This window comes from Dactylosporangium sp. CS-033363, assembly GCF_050942475.1.
In the GTDB taxonomy this organism is placed as follows: Bacteria; Actinomycetota; Actinomycetes; order Mycobacteriales; family Micromonosporaceae; genus Dactylosporangium.
The window spans coordinates 7,566,435-7,584,748 of sequence record NZ_CP192032.1; the positions used below are offsets into that span (position 1 = coordinate 7,566,435).

Sequence of the window (18,314 nt, forward strand, 5' to 3'; positions counted from 1 at the left end):
CGGTTACAGCCACGGGCCTGGCGGCGCCACGGGCGGGCCGATCACCCCGGGGAGTGGGGTGTTCGGCCCGTCCGTTTCCGTTGCTCCTCCAGAAACGCCCGCTCGACCGCGTTGTCGCAGCGGGCCAGGGCCTCGGCGTAGGCGTCCGCGGCGGCGCCGGTCTCGCCCAGCCGCATGAGCAGGCCGGCGCGCGCGGCCGGCAGGTAGTGGTAGGCCGCCAGGCGCGGATCGGCGGCCAGCTCGTCGAGGATGGCCAGGCCCGCGGCCGGGCCGCGCACCATGGCCACCACGACGGCGCGGTTCAGGGCGACGACCGGGGTGGGCCAGGCGGCCAGCAGCAGGTCGTAGACGGCCAGGAGCTGGCGCCAGTCGGTGTCGGCGTAGCTGGGCGCCTCGGTGTAGAGGGCGGCGATGGTCGCCTGCAGCGCGAAGCGGCCCGGGCGGCCGCCGGTGAGGGCGCGCCGGACCAGGGCCAGGCCCTCCTCGATCTGCCGGGCGTCCCAGCGGGTACGGTCCTGGGCCTCCAGCAGCACCAGCCGCCCGCCGGCGCCGGTGCGGGTGGCCCGGCGGGCGTCGTGCAGCAGCATCAGGGCGAGCAGGCCGTGCGCCTCGCGCTCGTCCGGCATCAGCGCGCCGAGGGTCCGGGCCAGATCCAGGGCGCGCTCGACGAGGTCGGGGCGCAGCAGGGCGTCGCCGGTCGGGGCCGCGTGGCCGGTGGTGAACACCAGGTGCACGACGGTGAGGACGGCATCCAGGCGCTCGGGCAGCTCGGCGCCCTCCGGCACCCGGTACGGGATGCGGGCCGCGGCGATCTTCTTCTTCGCCCTGGTGACCCGGGCGGCCATGGTGGGCTCGCTGACCAGGAAGGCGCGGGCGATCTCGGCGGTGGTGAGGCCGCACACCAGCCGCAGCGTCAGCGCGAGCTGGGCCTCCCGGGCCAGCGCGGGGTGGCAGCAGGTGAAGATCAGGCGCAGGCGGTCGTCGGGGATCTCGGATGAGTCGGAGATGTCCGGAACATCCGGAACCACCAGCAGCGGCAGCTTGCTGCGCAGGGTGGCGGCCCGGCGGTGCGCGTTCAGGGCCCGGCGCTGCGCGGCCGTGGTCAGCCAGGCGCCGGGGTTGTTCGGCACACCTTGCCGCAGCCAGGCGTCGAGGGCCGAGACGTACGCGTCCTGCACGCACTCCTCGGCCAGGTCCAGGTCGCGGGCGACGCGCACCGTCGCGGCGAGCACGCGGGCCCACTCGCGGCGGTGCGCGTCGGCGATCGCCGACCGGACGTCCGATGGTTCCGGAGGCAACGGACCCCTACTCGAAGGTCATCACCGGGCGGACCTCGACGCCGCCGAAGCGGGCCGGGCACAGCTTGGAGATCTCCAGCGCGTGGTCGAGATCCTTGGCGTCGATGAGGTAGTAGCCGCCGAGCACCTCCTTGGTCTCCACGAACGGGCCGTCGGTGACGACGTCGTCGCGGATCGAGGTGGCGGTGTTGGTGTCCTGCAGCGCGTTGCCGCCGACCAGGGTGCCGCCGAGCTCGCCGACCTGCTCGGCGAAGCGGTTGTGGGCGTCCATGACCTCCTGGAACACCTGCGGTGGGGCCGACGCGTAGCTCGCCTCGTCCTCGTAGATCAGGATCAGGTACTGGGCCATCGAGGTCTCCGTCTCATTGAGTTCGTACTGACACTCCTACGTCAATCGGGCCTCGACCGAATCGACAACGCGGGCGGATTTTTTCTTCCGGGTGTACACGAGTGCGCCGGCCGCGATGACGAGCGTGCCGAGGACGTACCAGCCGGTGACGACCATCAGGCCGACTGAGGACACGAGCGCGATCACGGCGAGCACCCGGGCCCGGCCCTCGAGCAGCTTCACCGCGGCGGCGGAGCCCACGAGGTACACCAGGACGAAACAGCCGCTCGTGAGCAGGACGAGGGCCCTGGTGCCGGTGCCGGTCGCGGCCACCACGACCAGCGACACGGCGCCGAGCGCGGCCACGACGAGCAGGCTGCGGCGGGGCACGGCGCCCGGGGCCGCCCCCCGGCCCAGCCACGCGGGCAGCGCGCCGTCGCGGCCCAGGGCGGCGCCGAGCTTGGCCGCCCCGGCGTAGTAGGCGTTCATCGTGCCGAGCGTGAGCAGCACGGCGGCCGCGGCGGCGATGACCCGCACCTGCCCGCCGACCCCGATGGCGAGCAGCTCGGCGAGGGGCGCTCCCCCGCCGTGGGCGTCGGCGGTGAGCCCGGGGCCGAGGACGAGCACGCTGGCGGCGGCGATCCCGAGGTACAGCACGGCGACCACGACCAGCGCGATGCCGGTGGCCCGGGGCAGGTCACGGCCGGGCCGGACGAAGTCGGCGGCGAGCGACGTGACCGCCTCCCAGCCGGCGAAGCCCCAGACGAGCACGGCGACCGCGGGCCCGATCGCCCACCAGCCGTGCGGCGCGAACGGGTGCAGGTTGGCCAGGTTCGCGTGCGGCAGCGCGGTGGCGGTGGCGGTGACCAGCAGCGCGATGAGCAGCGCGGCCAGGCCGAGCTGCAGGCGGCCGGAGACGCGCACGCCGCCCAGGTTGCCGGCGGTGACGGCGAGCATGAGCAGCCCGGCGGTGACCAGCGTGGTGCGGGTCCCGCCGCCGAGCGCGGCCGCCACGTAGGCGCCGCCGAACAGCGCCGCGGCCGGGGCGCCGACCGGGATCGCGAAGTAGAACGACCAGCCGACGACGGCCGCGGCCCGGTGCCCGAACGCCCGCCGCGCGTAGGTGGCGACCCCGCCCGAGTCCGGATAGCGGGCGCCGAGCGCGGCGAAGGTGGCGGCCAGCGGCACCGAGAGCACCACGAGCACGCCCCAGGCGATCAGCGACGCGGGCCCGGCGGTCTGGGCGGCGAGGGCGGGCAGGGCGATCACGCCGGTGCCGAGCACGGCCCCGATGGACAGGGCGGCCCCCTGCGGAACGGTCATCACAAGCAAGATTCTTCGGCGGTACGGGCGGCCGATCCAGTGGCAGGAATGCCGTTCTGCGCTAGATTTCTGCCATGACGCATGTGGTGGGCGTGGCCGTCACCGACGACATGCCGGTCTTCGAGCTGGCCGTGCCGTGCGAGGTGTTCGGCATCGACCGGGCCGACCTGGCCGACCCCTGGTACGAGCTGCGGTTCGCGGCCGCCAGCCCCGGCCGCCACCCGGCCCGCTCCGGCCTGTCCATCGAGGCGCCGCACCCGCTGTCGTCGCTCGCCGACGCCGACACGGTGATCCTCCCGGCGTTCGCGCGGGCCCGGCAGGTCGAGCCGCCGGACGACCTCGTCGCCGTGGTGCGGGAGGCGCACGCCCGGGGCAAGCGGATCGTGGCCATCTGCACCGGCGCGTACGTGCTGGCCGCGGCCGGCCTGCTCGACGGCCGCCGGGCCACCACGCACTGGATGAACGCGTTCGACTTCGCCCAGCGCTACCCGCGGGTCACCTTCGACCCGGACGTGCTCTACACCGAGGACGGCACCATCTTCACCTCGGCCGGCACCGGCGCGGCGATCGACCTGTGCCTGCACCTGGTCCGCCTGGACCACGGCGCGGCGGTGGCCAACGAGGTCGCCCGGCGCATGGTCGTGCCGCCGCACCGCGACGGCGGGCAGTCCCAGTTCGCCACGCCCCCGCCGCGCCCGCGCACCCCGGACACCCTGGGCGGCGCGCTGGACTGGGCCCGGCGCCGCCTCGACCAGCCGCTGACCGTGGCCGACCTGGCCCGCGAGGCCCGGCTCAGCCCGCGCACGTTCGCCCGCCGGTTCCGCGAGAGCGTGGGGACGAGCCCGCTGCAGTGGCTGGTCGGCCAGCGGGTCCGGCTGGCCCAGGAACTCCTCGAAACGACCGATGCGTCCATCGAGCTGATCGCCCACCGGACCGGCTTCGGCACTCCGGCCAACCTGCGCATCCACTTCGCCCGCCAGACCAGCGTGACGCCGACGACGTACCGGCAGGTCTTCCACCGTTAGCGTTCGAGCGTCAGCGCGACCTCGCGGTAGCGGGAGACGGTCACCAGGTGCACGCCGTCGAACGCGCCCGACGCGCGCAGCGCGGCCACCTGGGCGCAGGCGGCCTCGACGCCGGCCCGCGGATCGGCGGCCACCCGGTCGATCAGGGACTCCGGGATGTCGATGTCGGGGATGCTGGCGGCCAGGCGGCGGGCCATGCCGGCGCTGGCCAGCACGAGCACACCGGCGTACACCTTCTGCTGGAGGTTCTGCTCCTCACGCCAGCGCAGGAGCGTGTCGTTGTCGAAGCACATCTGGGCGAAGACGAAGTCCGCCTCGCGCTTCCAGGCCGGGACCTTGCGCAGGCCGGCCGCGACCCCGATGCGCGGCGGGGAGAAGCCGTCGCGCTCCCCCATCGCGCGGGCCTCGGCGATCATCGTGCGGACCGTGAGCTCGCTCGCGCGGCCGCCCGCGGTCGGCTGGTCGCCGTGCACGAACAGGAACTCGGTCACGCCGTACGCCGCCGCAGTCAGCAGGTCGCGGTGGAAGCCCAGCAGGTTGCGGTCGCGGGAGTTGAGGCAGGCGATGCTCCGCCCGCCCATCGCCGCCACCTCGTGGGCCACGGCGACGCTGGAGACCGTGGCCCGGCCGATGTGGTTGTCGGGGATGAGGAACGCGTGGGCGACCGGGGCCAGCACGCCGATTTGATGCCGGACGTGGCGCAGGTCCGGGCGGGTCGGCGGTTCGATCTCGCAGACGACCTCGAATTCGCTCCCCATGGCGCTATTCCAGCACGTCGCTCAGCACGGGATCAGCTCGGTGCGCCGGACCCGGACCCGGGTGCCGTCGGTCAGCGTCACCTCGACCCGGCCCACCATGTCGGTGTCGCCGAAGGCGTAGATCTCCTTGCCGTCGTGCTCCGCCAGCTCCGCGTGGCTCGGCCGTAACACCCACTTGAGTTCACGCGATTTGCCCGATTTGCCCATGATGTCAGGATAAAAGCCCGAGCCCGGCCCGCGCCCGAAGACGCGGACCGGGCTACCCCCAGGTGGAAAGAATCAGTCCTCGCGGGTCAGCTGGTCCCGCAGCGCCTTGAGGGCGCCGGCCAGCAGCCGCGAGACGTGCATCTGCGAGATCCCCAGCTCGGCGGCGATCTGCGACTGGGTCAGGTTGCCGTGGAAGCGCATCGCGATGATCTTCTGCTCGCGCGCCGGCAGCTTGGCCAGCAGCGGGCGCAGCGCCTCGCGGTTCTCCACGTTGCGCATGTCCGGGTCGTCCCCGCCGAGCAGGTCGCCGAGGCCGTTCGCGCCGCCGTCGCCGCCGTCGCCCACGGGCGCGTCGAGGGAGAGCGCGCGGTACGCCTGCCCGCAGTCCAGGCCCTCGATGACCTCCTCCTCGCTGACGCCGAGGCGGCCCGCGAGGTCGGCCACGGTCGGCGAGCGGCCGAGGTCCTGGGCCAGGTCACCGGAGATCTTGGAGATCTCCAGGCGCAGCTCCTGCAGCCGGCGGGGGACGCGCACGTCCCAGCCCTTGTCGCGGAAGTGCCGCTTGAGCTCGCCGACGATCATCGGGATGGCGTAGCTGGTGAACGCCGCGCCGCGGGTCGGGTCGAAGCCGTCGACGGACTTGATGAGGCCGAGGTTCGCCACCTGGACGAGGTCCTCGAGCTGCTCGCCGCGGTTGCGGAAGCGGCGGGCGAGGTACTCGGCCAGCGGGATGTACAGCTCGATCAGGCGGGCCCGCACCCTGGCCCGGTCGGTGCCGGCGGGCAGGTCGCCCAGCAGGGACAACAGCGCCTTGGCCTGGGCGTCGGTCTCGCGGTTGGCCCGCGTGCCGTGCTGCTGGGGCTGCGTCTGGGTCTGGGGCTGCATCTGGGGCTGGGTGGCGGCGTTCGCGTGCTGTTCGACGGCGATGCTCATGGCTGATGGCCTTTCATTGCTGGTACCGCACGACCGGGCGCCACGGGAAGCGTTCGCGTTTCGGTGGCGTTCAGGCGGGAAACCCTGCTGATGGCAGACTTCGGCGCCTGGGGAGAAACTCCGGTCGAGTGACGCTGGGCGCCCATGTCTAGAGCGCCGGCGCAGACCTCCGGCGTCGCCACGCTCCGGGGAGCCGCCCTTGTCTGGACGGGCCCGGCCGCACGGGGATATACGTCACCCGGCGGGGTGGGACGTCTCCCACCTTACAAGAACTTGCCGGAGGGCAAAAGTCACGGGCCGCATTCGCTCCCGCGAGGCCACTAGTGTGGCGGCCATGACGATCGATGCCACGGTCCCGAACGTCGCCCGCATGTACGACTACTACCTCGGCGGGTACCACAACTTCGCCGTGGACCGGGAGGCCGCGGAGAAGATCCTGGCGATCTTCCCCGACACGCCGGCGGCCGCGCACGGCAACCGGCGGTTCATGCAGCGGGCGGTGCGGCACCTGGCCCGCGAGGCCGGCATCCGCCAGTTCCTCGACATCGGCGCCGGGCTGCCGACCCAGGGCAACGTGCACGAGCAGACCGACGGCCGGGTGACGTACGTCGACAACGACCCGGTCGCCGTGGCGCAGGCCCGGACCCTGGTCGACGGCGAGGAACGGATCTCGGTCGCCCTGGCGGACCTGCGCGAGCCCGAGACGCTGCTGGCCGACCCGCACGTGGCCGGGCACCTCGACCTCGGCGAGCCGGTCGCCGTGCTGCTGGTGTCGATCCTGCACTTCGTGCCCGACGAGGCCGGCCCGTGGGACGTCATCGCCCGCCTGCGCGACGCCGTCGCCCCCGGCAGCGCCCTGGTCGTGTCCCACCTGACCCTCGACGGCGTCGACGCGGCCCCGGCGCAGCAGGGCACCCAGGTGTACCGCCGCTCCAACGCGCCGATCGTCCCGCGCACGCACGCCGAGATCGAGCGCTTCTTCGACGGCTTCGACCTGGTCGACCCGGGCCTGGTGTGGATCGGGCAGTGGCACCCGGTCGAGGGCGAGGACGCCACCTCCCACGGCTACGGCGGCGTCGGGATCAAGGCTTCGTAGCCGGCACCCCGCCGGACGGGTGGCTGACCGCAACGCGACAGCGGCCCATCCCCCGCACGCATCGACGCGAACCCCTTCCGCACGGCGGTCCGACAGCCCGGACCGCCACGGATGTGGGAGGACCACGCAGATGCGTTTCGCAACCGTCCTGCGGGCCGGCGCCGCCACGGCGGTGGCGGCCGGCGTCGCGCTGGCCGGCCTGGGACCGGTGTCCTCGGCCGCGTCGAGCCACCGGGAGGCGCCGCTCATCGCGGCCGACCCGTCGGTCGACAACACCGATCTCTACGCCTTCGTCAGCCCCGAGCGGGCCGGCTACGTCACGTTCATCGCCAACTGGCAGCCGTTCGAGGACCCCGACGGCGGGCCGAACTTCTACCCCTTCGCCACCGACGCCACCTACCTCATCAACGTCGACAGCGACGGCGACGCCAAGCCCGACGCGATCTTCCGCTGGACGTTCCAGAACGTCGACAAGCGCGGCAAGAACACGTTCCTGTACGCCAACGGGCCCGTCACCTCGCTCGACGACGAGAACCTGCTGTTCCGCCAGACGTACACGCTCGAGTCGTCGTTCCATGGCGAGCCGTTCAAGACCCGCGTCACCGGCGCGCCGGTCGCCCCGTCGCGGGTCGGCCAGGCCACCATGCCCGACTACGCCAAGCTGCGCGCCGAGGCCGACAAGCGCCTGCCGGGCGGCTGGAACACGTTCGCCGGCCAGGCCGACGACCCGTTCTTCCTCGACCTGCGGGTGTTCGACCTCCTCTACGGCGGCGATCTGAGCGAGGTGGGGCGGGACACGCTCAAGGGGTACAACGTCAACACCATCGCCCTGCAGGTGCCCTTCACCGACGTCGCGCTCAAGGGCGACCCGAAGCGCAATCCGGTGATCGGCATCTGGAGCACCACCGAGCGGACCAAGACGCGCGTCACCGGCGGCGACATCCGCACGGCCGAGCGGGTCCAGGTGTCCCGGCTGGGCAACCCGCTCGTCAACGAGGTCGTGATCCCGGCCGAGCTCAAGGACGCGTTCAACGCGATCGGCCCGGACAAGGACGCCGGCATCCCCGCCGTCGTGCAGCGGGTCACGGATCCGGAACTGCCGAAGCTCATCGAGGGCATCTACAAGGTCCCGGCCCCGGCGACGCCCCGCAACGACCTCACCGAGATCTTCCTGACCGGCATCACCACCAAGGCCGGCGGCCCGATCAAGGCCGACCTGAACTCGCAGCTCAACAACGCGGACGTCGGCGCGGCGAACTTCCGCCCGGCGGAGATGCTGCGGCTCAACCTCGGCGTCCCGGTCACCGCGCAGCCGAACCGGCTGGGCGTGCTCGGCGGGGACCTGCAGGGCTTCCCCAACGGCCGGCGGCTCACCGACGACGTCGTGGACATCTCGGTGCAGGCGGTCGAGGGGGCGGCGGCGACCGGCAAGCTCGTCGACGCCCTGGCCACCGGCGACAAGGTGGACGTGAACGACAACGCGTTCGGCGACAGGTTCCCGTACGTGGCGCTGCCGAACTTTACCAAAAACGCGGCCGCGTCCGCGCCTGCCGCGTCGCCGTCGACGGTGACCATCGTGCCGTCCGCGGCGCAGTCCGGCGACGGGATGACCGCCGTGACCGTCGGCGCCTCGGCCCTCGCGGCCGGGCTCGGCGCGACCCTGTTCGTCGGCTGGTGGCGGCGGCGCCGCTCGCCGCTGTCCTGAGCGGCTGAGGAGGCGATCGCCGTGCGAGTTCGCATGATCGTGACCGTGGTGCTGGCCGCCGCGCTGCTGTTCGGGCTGGGGGCGGTGGCCGGGCGCACCGGCGGTACGACGGAAACCGCCCTTGGCTCGTCCGACCGGCCCTCGGCGGGACTTCCCGCGGCGATCGCCGCCCATCAGGACCGCCTGCGCCGCGTGCCGGGCGACTGGACCACCTGGGCCGCGCTGGGCTCCGCGTATCTGGAGCAGGCGCGGGCCACGGCCGACCCGTCCTTCTACCCGAAGGCCGAGGGCGCGCTGCGCAAGTCCCTGGAGGTGCGGGCCGGCAACGCGCTCGCCCTCGCCGGCCTGGGCGCCCTGGCCAACGCCCGGCATGATTTCACCGCGGCGCGGACCCTCGCGCAACAGGCCCTGGCCGCCGACCCCTATTCGGACACCGCCTACGGGGTGCTCGCCGACGCGGAGACGCAGCTCGGGCACCCCGCTGAGGCCACGGATGCGGTACAGCACATGCTCGACCTGAGGCCCGGCCTGGCCTCCTACACCAGGGCGTCGTACGACCTGGAGCAGCACGGCCGGCGCACCGACGCGATCGACCTGATGCGCCAGGCCCTGTCCCTGGCCACCGAGCCCGCCGACCTCGCCTTCTGCCACCAGCACCTGGCCGCCCTGGCCTGGGCGGCGGGCGACGTGGCCACGGCGACCTCGGAGGTCACGCTGGGCCTGGCCGCGGACGCGACCGTCGCGGGCCTGTGGCAGCTCAAGTCCCGCGTGGACGCGGCCGCCGGGCACCTCGACCTGGCCCTGGCCGACCTGGACAAGGTCGTGGCCCGCACCCCGACGGTCGACGCGCTGGTCGACCAGGCCCGCATGCTGACCGCCGCGGGCCGCGACCCCTCGCCCGCGCTCCGGCTGGCGGAGGCGGCGCACAAGCTGTTCGAGGCCAACGGCGGCACCGACGACCTGGGCGCCGCGTCGCTGGCCATGGCGGCCGGCCGCCCCGCGGAGGCGGTGCAGCTGTCCCTGCGCGAGTGGGACCGCCGCCAGTTCGCCGAGGTCGCGGACGCGGTGGCGTGGAGCCTGCACGCCGCCGGGCGGTCGGCCGAGGCGCTGCCGTACGTGCAGCAGGCCGAGGCCCTCGGCCGGCTCGACCCGGCGGTGGCCTTCCACCACGGGATGATCGCGCTGGGCACCGGCGACCGGGTCACGGCCCGGCTGCAGCTGCAGCTGGCGCTGTCCCTGAACCCGCACTTCTCCCCGGTGGACGCCCCGGTGGCGGCCTCGACCCTGGCAGGTCTGTCGTGAAGTGGTTGCTGTTCCTCGCCGCGTTCGCGGGCGTCCTGCTGCTGCCGGGCACCGCGTCCGCGCACCCGCTGGGCAACTTCTCGGTGAACCAGCTGGCGGCGCTGTCGTTCACGCCGTCCCGGGTCGACGTGGCGGTCACGGTGGACTTCGCCGAGCTGCCCACCCTGCAGGAGACCCTGGCGGCTCCCGCCGAGTGCGACGCGTTCAACGCCGCGTTCGCGGTGCGGGTCTCCGGTGCGCCGCTGGCCTTCTCGGTCGTCTCCTCCTCGCTGGTGTACTCCGAGGGCTCCGGCGGCCTGCGCACCAGCCGCCTGTCCTGCGGGTTGTCGGCGCCGGCCGCGCTGACCTCGGCGGTGCCCGTTTCGGTGGTGTCGCGGTACCGGGACGACCGGGTCGGGTGGCGCGAGCTGACGGCCACCGCCGCGGGGGTGCACCTGTCGGGGTCGTCGCTGCCCACCGCCTCGGCGACGGACGGGCTGCGGTCGTACCCCGACGATCTGCTGAGCTCGCCGCCCGACGTGCGCAGTGCCTCGTTCACGGTGGAGCCCGGCGGGTCGACCGACGCCACCGCCGCCGGTCCGGCCGGTGGGGGGCCGTCCTGGCTCGCGCGGGCCGATTCGGTGCTGCGCGGGCTGGTGGGTTCGCGGGGGCTCACGCCGTGGGTCGGGTTCCTGGCGGTACTGCTGGCGCTGGTCCTCGGTGGCGCGCACGCGGCGCTGCCGGGGCACGGGAAGACGGTGATGGCGGCGTACCTGGCCGGGCGGCGGGGCCGTCCGCGCGACGCCCTGGCCGTGGGCGCGACGGTGACGCTGACCCACACCGGGGGCGTACTGGTGCTGGGCCTGCTGCTGACCACGGCGGCCGGGCTGGCGGGCGAGCGCGTCCTGGCCTGGCTGGGCGTGGTCTCCGGGGTCCTGGTGGCCGCGGTGGGCCTGGGGATGCTGCGCGCCCGGCGGCGCCCGGGCGTCGACGCGGGCCACTCCCACGGGCATTCCCACGGGCCGGGCCATCACCACTCGGACCACCACCACTCGGACCACCATCATCATCACTCCCATGCTCCGGACCGTCCGAGCCGGTGGGCGCTCGTCGGCATGGGCGTGGCCGGCGGCCTGGTCCCGAGCCCGTCCGCGCTGGTGGTCCTGCTGGGCGCGATCGGCCTGGGCCGGACGTGGTTCGGGGTGCTGCTGGTCCTCGCGTACGGTGCGGGCATGGCCGCCGTCCTCACCGCCGCCGGCCTGCTCCTGATCCGGATCCGCGACCGCTGGCGGTGGCCGGCCCGCCTCAAGCTGAGCCCCCGCCTGACCGCGTGGGCCCCCAACGGCACCGCCGCCCTGGTCCTCCTGGTCGGCTCGGCCCTGGCGATCCGCTCCCTGGTGACCCTCTAGCCACCGGGACGGGGCAGGCGCCGCGGGCGGCGGAGCGGTATTGTGGGCTCGGGCAGCGCGCCTGCCCGAGCCTTACCTGCCGCCCACGCCGGCCGGTCCCGAGGCCAAGAGTCCCCGACTCAGCGCACCGATTCGGTCAGCGCCCCACGCTGCCCGGCGGGAGACGATGCCGGTCCGATCGGTGCGAGCGTGGGTCGACGCCGGAGGACTCGAGATGGCCGACAACCCGCAGGACCCCACCCCGCCCGACGCCACGGATCCCACTCCCCCGCCCTCGCGGGGGCGGCCGAAGTCCCGGTCCGGGCGGGATCGGGCGCGCCGGCGAGCCGTCCGGGCGCACGCCGCACAGGCCGGGGTCGCCTACTCCATCGCCGCCCGGCAACTGGCCGCCGCCGCCCTGGCGCCGGGCGAGACGCTCGCCAACACCGGCCGCACCGTCTATCCGGCCGCGCTGTCCCACGGGCGCTGGACCATCGTCGGCCGCGAGGCCCGCACCGCCGAGGCCAAGCTCGACGCGGCCCGGATCGCGGCGCGGATTCCGACCGGGCGGGCCCGGCACCTCACCGACCGGTTCCCCGCGGGGGAGGTCGCGGGGCGGGTGTTCTACGGCGGCGAGTACCGGGCGGAGCTGCTGGCGATGGTGTACCTGGCGGTGGCCCACGAGAGCCCCGGCCTGGTCCCCGCCCCCCTCGACCTGGCGTGGACGGCCGAGCTGGGCGAGGAGACCGCGGTCGACATCACCTGCGCCGACCTGGACCGGGCCGCCCGCGCGCTGCTGGCCGACGGGGCCGCGGCGCGCTGGCACCGGATCGACGCCGCCCTGGCCGCGGCCCAGTATCACGCGGAACCGGCCACCCGGTACGCGGCCGACCTGCTGACCCTCGCCCACCGGCGGCTCAGCACCCCGACCGAGAACCACTCCGGCGACCCGATGGTGCAGCCCGCCCCGTGGCAGGGCGTGCGGCAGACCCTCGACGCGCTCCTGGTCGTCTCCGAGGACGGGCACGCCCCGGGCACGAGGATCCGCAGGCCCGGGCAGACGCCGCACCGGGAGGGCACCGTCCTCGGCGCGCACTGGTCCGCCTCGGGCGCCCCGGCCGCCTACGACATCGCCTTCGACGACGACCAGGCCACGCGGCAGGTCCAGCCGTCCGACGTGGTGGTGCTGCCCGGCCAGGAGTCCGGCGCGGCCGCGCTGACCTACTGACCCGTTCCGCTGCCCGGGCCGCACGTCGGCCCGGGCAGCCGGAGCGCCGTCAGGCGGGGACCCGGGCCGGGGCCACGGTGAACGTGAGCTGCGAACCGGCGGCGTCGACGGTGATCTCGTCCCCCGGGTTCAGGGTTGCGTTCAGGAGGCGGGTGGACAGCTCCGTCTCCAGTTCGCGCTGGACGGCGCGGCGCAGCGGCCGGGCGCCCAGCGCCGGATCCGAGCCCGCCGTCGCCAGACACTCCCGGGCCGCGGCCGTCACCGAGAGCGTGATGCCTCGCGAGTCCAGCTCCAGCGTGACCCGCAGCAGGTGGTGCTCGACGATCCGCAGGAGTTGCTCGGCGGTCAGCGGGTGGAAGACCAGGACGTCGTCGATGCGGTTGAGGAACTCGGGCCGGAAGTGGCGCTGCAGGTCGCGGGCGAACACCGCCGAGGCCGGGCCCGAGGTGAAGCCGGCCGGGGTGGTCGCGGTGCCGAGGTTGGTGGTCAGGATCAGGACCGCGTGGCGGAAGTCGGCCCGGCGGCCCTGGGCGTCGGTGAGGTGGCCGTCCTCCAGGATCTGCAGCAGGGCGTTGAAGACGTCCGGGTGGGCCTTCTCGATCTCGTCGAAGAGGATCACCGAGAACGGGCGGCGGCGGATGCGTTCGGTGAGCTGGCCGCCGTCGTCGTGGCCGACGTACCCCGGAGGTGCGCCGATCAGGCGGGCCACCGTGTGGTGGTCGTGGTACTCCGACATGTCCAGCTGGACCAGCGCCTCCTCCGTGCCGAACAGGTGCTCGGCCAGGGCCTTGGCCAGGGAGGACTTCCCGACGCCGGAGGGGCCCGCGAAGATGAACGACGCCGTCGGGCGCCTCGGGTCGGCGAGGCCCGTGCGGGCCCGGCGGATCGCCGAGGCCACCGACCGCACGGCGTGGACCTGGCCCACCACCCGCTCGTGCAGGGCGTCCTCCAGGGCCAGCAGCCGGGTGGCCTCGTCGGCGCTCAGCGCGCCCACCGGAATCCCCGTCCAGGCGGCCAGGACCTGCGCGATGCGGTCGCGGTCGACCAGCGAGACGCCGGCCAGGGCCGCCCGGGCGCCGGACTCGTCCAGCAGGTCGATGGCCTTGTCCGGGAGGCGGCGGCCGGGGACGTACCGGTCGGCCAGCTTCACCGCCGCGGTCAGCGCCTCGTCCGTGTACGCCACGCCGTGGTGCGACTCGTAGCCCGCCCGCAGGCCGCGGAGGATCGCGATCGACTCCGGCACCGTCGGGGGCTCGATCACCACCTGCTGGAAGCGGCGGTCCAGCGCGCCGTCGCGGCTGATGTAGCGGCGGTACTCGTCCGTGGTCGTGGCGCCGATGGTCTGCAGCTCGCCGCGGGCCAGCAGCGGCTTGAGCAGGGCCGCGGCGTCGATCGCACCCTCGGCGGCACCGGCGCCGACCAGGGTGTGGATCTCGTCGATGAAGACGATGACGTCGCCGCGGGTGCGGATCTCCTTGATGACCTTGCGGAGCCGCTCCTCGAAGTCGCCCCGGTACCGCGAGCCCGCCACCAGGCCGCCCAGGTCCAGCGAGTACACGCTGCGGCCGGCCAGCGCGGGCGGCACCGTGCCCGCCACGATCCGCTGGGCCAGGCCCTCGACGACGGCGGTCTTGCCCACGCCCGGCTCGCCGGTGAGGATCGGGTTGTTCTTGCGCCGGCAGGTGAGGATCTGCACGACCCGCTCGATCTCGGTGTCGCGGCCGATCACCGGGTCGAGGGCGCCGTTGCGGGCGTCGGCGGTCAGGTCGTGGCCGAACTGGTCCAGCGTCGGGCTGGCGGCCCGGTCCGACGGCGGGGACGAGGACGCGAACGGCGGCCCGGCCGAGGGGTGGCCGGTCAGGGCGTCCATGATCTGGGCGCGCAGGGCGTTGGGCGAGCCGCCGAGGCGGACCAGGATCTGCGCGGCCGTGCCCTCGCCCTCGCGGACCAGGCCCAGCAGCACGTGCTCGGTGCAGACGTGGTTGTGCCCGAGCCGCAGCGCCTCGCGCAGGGCCAGCTCCAGGACCTTCTTGGCCCGGGGCGTGAACGGGATGTGCGCGACCGGGGCGCTCGGGCCGAGCCCGACGATCTCCTCGACCTCGGCCCGGGCCTTCTCCAGCGTGATGCCGAGGGCGCGCAGCGCGGCGCCGCCGACGCCGTCGGGCTCCATGAGCAGGCCGAGCAGCAGGTGCTCGGTGCCGAGGTAGTTGTGGTTGAGGGTGCGGGCGGACTCCTGGGCCAGCACGACGGCGCGGCGGGCGGTGTCCGTGAAGCGCTCGAACATGGGGCATCGACGCCTTCCGGCGGGCCACGACGATCGCACCCGCCATCGCAGAAGCAGTGAAGGAGGATGCGCTGAGTCGAAGCCTCTTGGCCGCAAGGCACAGGTAGGCGCGAGCTACCTGAGAACGACAATAACGCCACAGCGCGGCCCGGGGGTTCTGCTGAGAGCGAAGCGAGGTGGTACAAGGATCTCGTGACGGCAACGACGCTGTTCCAACGCACCGCGGGCCCGCTCGGCGCGCCCTTCCTGCTGCTCGGCGGGTCGCTGGGCAGCAACCTGGACATGTGGCGGCCGCAGCTGACGCGCTTCGGGGCCCGGCTGCGGGTGGTGCGCTTCGACCACCGCGGGCACGGCGGGTCGCCGGTGCCGGCCGGGCCGTACGCGATCGAGGAGCTCGGCCGGGACGTGCTGGCGCTGCTCGACCGGCTGGGGATCGAGCGGGCCTCGTACTGCGGCCTCTCCCTCGGCGGCATGGTCGGCATGTGGCTCGCGGCGCACGCCCCGGAGCGCATCGAGCGCCTGGTGCTCATCTGCACCTCGGCCCACCTGCCCCCGGCCGACGGCTGGCTGGAGCGGGCACACCAGGTGCGCACCGTCGGGATGCAGCCGGTCGCCGACGCGGTCCTCGGCCGCTGGTTCACCCCGCTGTACCGGGCCGCGCTGCCGGCCCGGGTGGCGCCGTACCGGGCGATGATCGCCGCCTGCCCGGCCGAGGGCTACGCGGGCGGGTGCGAGGCGATCGCCGCCATGGACCTGCGCGACGACCTACCGCGGATCGCCGCCCCGACGCTGGTGATCGCCGGGGCGGACGATCCCGCCACGCCACCCGAGCACGGCGAGCTGATCCACGCGCGGGTGCGCGACAGCCGGCTCGTGGTGGTACCGAATGCGGCCCATCTGGCGAATGTGGAACAACCTGACGTGATCAGTCAGCTCATCGAAGATCACGTCACCGACTGATAGACGGCGTGCGTCCGGTCGGCGATCGCGGCCCACGAGAAGTGGTCCACGGCCCGCTGCCGCCCGGCCCGCCCGAACGCGGCCGCCCGCGCCGGGTCCTCCAGCAGCGCGGTCATCGCCTCGGCCAGGTCGGCCTCGAACCTCGCGGCGTCCAGCGGGGTGCCGGAGCCGTCGGCGACCTGCTCGATCGGGACCAGCAGCCCCGTCTCGCGGTCGGCCACGACCTCGGGGATGCCGCCGGTCGCGGTGGCCACGACCGCCGTCTGGCAGGCCATCGCCTCGAGGTTGACGATCCCCATCGGCTCGTAGATGGACGGGCACACGAACAGCGTCGCGTGCGTGAGCACCTGGATGACCTCGCGCTTGGGCAGCATCTCCTGCACCCAGACGACCCCGGACCGGCTCGCCTTGAGCTCGTCGGCCAGCGCGGTCACCTCGGCCGCGATCTCGGGCGTGTCCGGGGCGCCCGCCAGCAGCACCAGCTGGACGTCCGGCGGCAGGTCGCGGGCCGCCCGCAGCAGGTACGGCAGGCCCTTCTGCCGCGTGATCCGCCCGACGTAGACCACGCTCGGCCTGTCCAGGGAGATCCCGAGGCGCTCCAGCACATCGGTGGAGGCGTCCGGTGCGTACTGCGCGGTGTCGATGCCGTTGTAGACGACGTGCACCTTGTCGGGGTCCACGTCGGGGTAGGCGCGCAGGACGTCGGCCTTCATGCCGGCCGACACGGCGATGACGGCGTCGGCCGCCTCGATCGCGGTCCGCTCGCACCAGGACGAGAGCGCGTAGCCGCCGCCGAGCTGCTCGGCCTTCCACGGCCGCAGCGGCTCCAGGCTGTGCGTGGTCACCACGTGCGGCACGCCGTGCAGCAGCTTCGCCACGTGCCCGGCCAGGTTGGCGTACCAGGTGTGGCTGTGCACGAGATCCGCGCCCGCGCACCCGGCGGCCATCTCCAGGTCGACGCCCATGGTCCGCAGGGCGGCATTGGCCCCGGCGAGCCCGGCCGGGTCGGCGTACCCGATCACGCCGGCCTCGCTGCGGGGCGCGCCGAAACAGTGCACCCGCACATCGAGGGGCAGGTTGCGAAGCTCGCGGGCGAGATACTCCAGATGCACGCCCGCGCCGCCGTAGACGTCCGGCGGGTACTCTCGAGTCAGCAGGTCTACACGCACACCCAAACACTAATTGCTGTTCGTCTGGCGCAACACGCCGGACACGTTTAGCGTCTGGCCCATGGCTGCCAAGAACGTCCTCGCGATCGTCCTCGCCGGTGGTGAGGGCAAGCGGCTCATGCCCTTGACCACGGATCGCGCCAAGCCCGCGGTGCCGTTCGGCGGCATCTACCGCCTGATCGACTTCGTGCTGTCCAACCTGGCCAACGGCGGCTATCTCAAGATGGTCGTGCTGACCCAGTACAAGTCGCACTCGCTGGACCGGCACGTGACCAAGACCTGGCGGATGTCAACGCTGCTGGGCAACTACGTGACGCCGGTGCCCGCGCAGCAGCGCCTGGGCCCGCGCTGGTTCGCCGGCTCCGCGGACGCGATCTACCAGAGCCTGAACCTCATCAACGACGAGAAGCCCGACTACGTCATCGTCTTCGGCGCGGACCACATCTACCGGATGGACCCGGAGCAGATGGTGCGCCAGCACATCGAGTCGGGCGCGGCCGCCACGGTCGCCGGCATCCGCCAGCCGCTGTCGACGGCCGACCAGTTCGGCGTGATCGAGGTCGGCGAGGGCGGCCGGCAGATCAGCGCGTTCCGGGAGAAGCCCAAGGACGCGATCGGCCTGCCCGACGCGCCGGACGAGATCTACGCGTCCATGGGCAACTACGTGTTCACCACCGACGCGCTCATCGACGCGGTGAGCCGCGACGCGCAGGACGCGTCCAGCAAGCACGACATGGGCGGCAACATCATCCCGTACTTCGTGGAGAAGAACGACGCCGCCGTGTACGACTTCAGCACCAACATCGTGCCGGGCAGCTCGGAACGCGACCGCGGCTACTGGCGCGACGTCGGCACGCTGGACTCGTACTACGAGGCCAACATGGATCTCATCGCGGTGCAGCCGGTCTTCAACCTGTACAACTTCGACTGGCCGATCTTCACGGGCAACACGCCGTGGCCGCCGGCCAAGTTCGTGCACGGCTGGGGCGAGCGGGTCGGCCGCGCGATCGGCTCGATGATCTCCCCCGGCGCCGTGATCTCCGGCTCGCTGGTGGAGAACTCGGTCGTCTCCCCCAACGTGAAGGTCCACTCGTGGGCGCACGTCGAGGGCTCGGTGCTCATGGAGGGCGTCGACATCGGCCGGCACGCCGTGGTGCGCAACGCCATCCTGGACAAGAACGTGATCGTCCCCGAGGGCGCCGAGATCGGCGTGGACCTGGAACGGGACCGGCAGCGGTTCACCGTTTCGGACGGCGGGATCGTGGTCGTCGGAAAGGGACAACGGGTCGAGCCGTAGCTTCCCCTGCAGCAACCCCGACAATTCGATACGG

16 protein-coding genes are annotated in these 18,314 nt (G+C 73.5%); 8 read left to right on the top strand and 8 right to left on the bottom strand.

The annotated features are described in order from the left end of the window. Nucleotides 1–41 precede the first annotated feature (41 nt). The 3 genes from ACQPZ4_RS35020 to ACQPZ4_RS35030 all read right to left on the bottom strand — a co-directional run bounded on the left by ACQPZ4_RS35020 (nt 42) and on the right by ACQPZ4_RS35030 (nt 2,949). Entirely contained in the window at nt 42–1,232 is a 1,191-nt protein-coding gene (locus tag ACQPZ4_RS35020) for an RNA polymerase sigma factor (RefSeq protein WP_433066785.1), read from the bottom strand. Between the two features lie 73 nt (nt 1,233–1,305). After that, nucleotides 1,306–1,647 (bottom strand): YciI family protein, encoded by a 342-nt coding sequence (locus ACQPZ4_RS35025; protein WP_433045411.1) that lies wholly within the window; start codon nt 1,645–1,647, stop codon nt 1,306–1,308. 36 nt (nt 1,648–1,683) lie between these two features. Then, nucleotides 1,684–2,949 carry an amino acid permease gene (locus tag ACQPZ4_RS35030; protein ID WP_433045414.1) on the bottom strand — a complete coding sequence of 422 codons (1,266 nt, stop codon included), beginning with the start codon at nt 2,947–2,949 and terminating at the stop codon, nt 1,684–1,686. A 74-nt stretch (nt 2,950–3,023) separates the two neighbouring features. Here ACQPZ4_RS35030 and ACQPZ4_RS35035 point away from each other — a divergent pair, with 74 nt between their 5' ends. Continuing rightward, nucleotides 3,024–3,974, top strand: coding sequence for a GlxA family transcriptional regulator (locus ACQPZ4_RS35035; RefSeq protein ID WP_433045417.1), 951 nt, complete (start codon nt 3,024–3,026; stop codon nt 3,972–3,974). Here ACQPZ4_RS35035 and ACQPZ4_RS35040 read toward each other — a convergent pair. From ACQPZ4_RS35040 to ACQPZ4_RS35050, 3 genes are all read right to left on the bottom strand, one after another. Next, on the bottom strand, nt 3,971–4,732 hold the full coding sequence (locus ACQPZ4_RS35040; RefSeq protein ID WP_433045420.1) for a methylenetetrahydrofolate reductase: 762 nt from the start codon (nt 4,730–4,732) through the stop codon (nt 3,971–3,973). The two genes, ACQPZ4_RS35035 and ACQPZ4_RS35040, sit on opposite strands and share 4 nt — an antisense overlap. Before the next feature lie 21 nt (nt 4,733–4,753). Continuing rightward, the gene (locus ACQPZ4_RS35045; RefSeq protein ID WP_433045423.1) at nt 4,754–4,939 is read right to left on the bottom strand and encodes a hypothetical protein; all 186 of its coding nucleotides are present in this window, start codon (nt 4,937–4,939) and stop codon (nt 4,754–4,756) included. Nucleotides 4,940–5,011: 72 nt separating this feature from the next. Next, complete coding sequence (locus tag ACQPZ4_RS35050; protein WP_433066788.1) at nt 5,012–5,824, bottom strand: SigB/SigF/SigG family RNA polymerase sigma factor; 813 nt, start codon at nt 5,822–5,824, stop codon at nt 5,012–5,014. 382 nt (nt 5,825–6,206) lie between these two features. On the opposite strand from ACQPZ4_RS35050, the gene ACQPZ4_RS35055 reads away from it, so the two are divergent. The 5 genes from ACQPZ4_RS35055 (at nt 6,207) to ACQPZ4_RS35075 (ending at nt 12,570) form a co-directional block, all read left to right on the top strand. Continuing rightward, nucleotides 6,207–6,968: an SAM-dependent methyltransferase gene (locus ACQPZ4_RS35055; protein WP_433045426.1), complete on the top strand. Its 762-nt coding sequence runs from the start codon at nt 6,207–6,209 to the stop codon at nt 6,966–6,968. 130 nt (nt 6,969–7,098) lie between these two features. Further along, entirely contained in the window at nt 7,099–8,673 is a 1,575-nt protein-coding gene (locus ACQPZ4_RS35060; RefSeq protein WP_433045429.1) for a DUF4331 domain-containing protein, read from the top strand. 33 nt (nt 8,674–8,706) lie between these two features. Continuing rightward, a complete protein-coding gene (locus ACQPZ4_RS35065; RefSeq protein ID WP_433045432.1) occupies nt 8,707–9,975 on the top strand; it encodes a hypothetical protein in 1,269 nt (422 codons plus the stop codon). Beyond that, nucleotides 9,972–11,363, top strand: a complete 1,392-nt coding sequence (locus tag ACQPZ4_RS35070; protein WP_433045435.1) for a hypothetical protein — start codon at nt 9,972–9,974, stop codon at nt 11,361–11,363. The genes ACQPZ4_RS35065 and ACQPZ4_RS35070 overlap by 4 nt, the downstream gene beginning before the upstream one ends. Before the next feature lie 214 nt (nt 11,364–11,577). After that, nucleotides 11,578–12,570, top strand: coding sequence for a hypothetical protein (locus tag ACQPZ4_RS35075; RefSeq protein WP_433045438.1), 993 nt, complete (start codon nt 11,578–11,580; stop codon nt 12,568–12,570). 49 nt (nt 12,571–12,619) lie between these two features. On the opposite strand, the gene ACQPZ4_RS35080 is transcribed toward ACQPZ4_RS35075, so the two are convergent. After that, nucleotides 12,620–14,854, bottom strand: a complete 2,235-nt coding sequence (locus ACQPZ4_RS35080) for an ATP-dependent Clp protease ATP-binding subunit (RefSeq protein WP_433045441.1) — start codon at nt 14,852–14,854, stop codon at nt 12,620–12,622. A 192-nt stretch (nt 14,855–15,046) separates the two neighbouring features. On the opposite strand from ACQPZ4_RS35080, the gene pcaD reads away from it, so the two are divergent. Continuing rightward, the gene (gene pcaD, locus ACQPZ4_RS35085) at nt 15,047–15,814 is read left to right on the top strand and encodes a 3-oxoadipate enol-lactonase (RefSeq protein ID WP_433045444.1); all 768 of its coding nucleotides are present in this window, start codon (nt 15,047–15,049) and stop codon (nt 15,812–15,814) included. On the opposite strand, the gene glgA is transcribed toward pcaD, so the two are convergent. Further along, nucleotides 15,799–16,983: a glycogen synthase gene (gene glgA, locus ACQPZ4_RS35090; protein WP_433045447.1), complete on the bottom strand. Its 1,185-nt coding sequence runs from the start codon at nt 16,981–16,983 to the stop codon at nt 15,799–15,801. The genes pcaD and glgA overlap by 16 nt on opposite strands. A gap of 61 nt (nt 16,984–17,044) precedes the next feature. Between glgA and glgC the strand changes: the two genes are divergently transcribed. Beyond that, entirely contained in the window at nt 17,045–18,280 is a 1,236-nt protein-coding gene (gene glgC, locus ACQPZ4_RS35095; RefSeq protein WP_433045449.1) for a glucose-1-phosphate adenylyltransferase, read from the top strand. Nucleotides 18,281–18,314 lie beyond the last annotated feature (34 nt).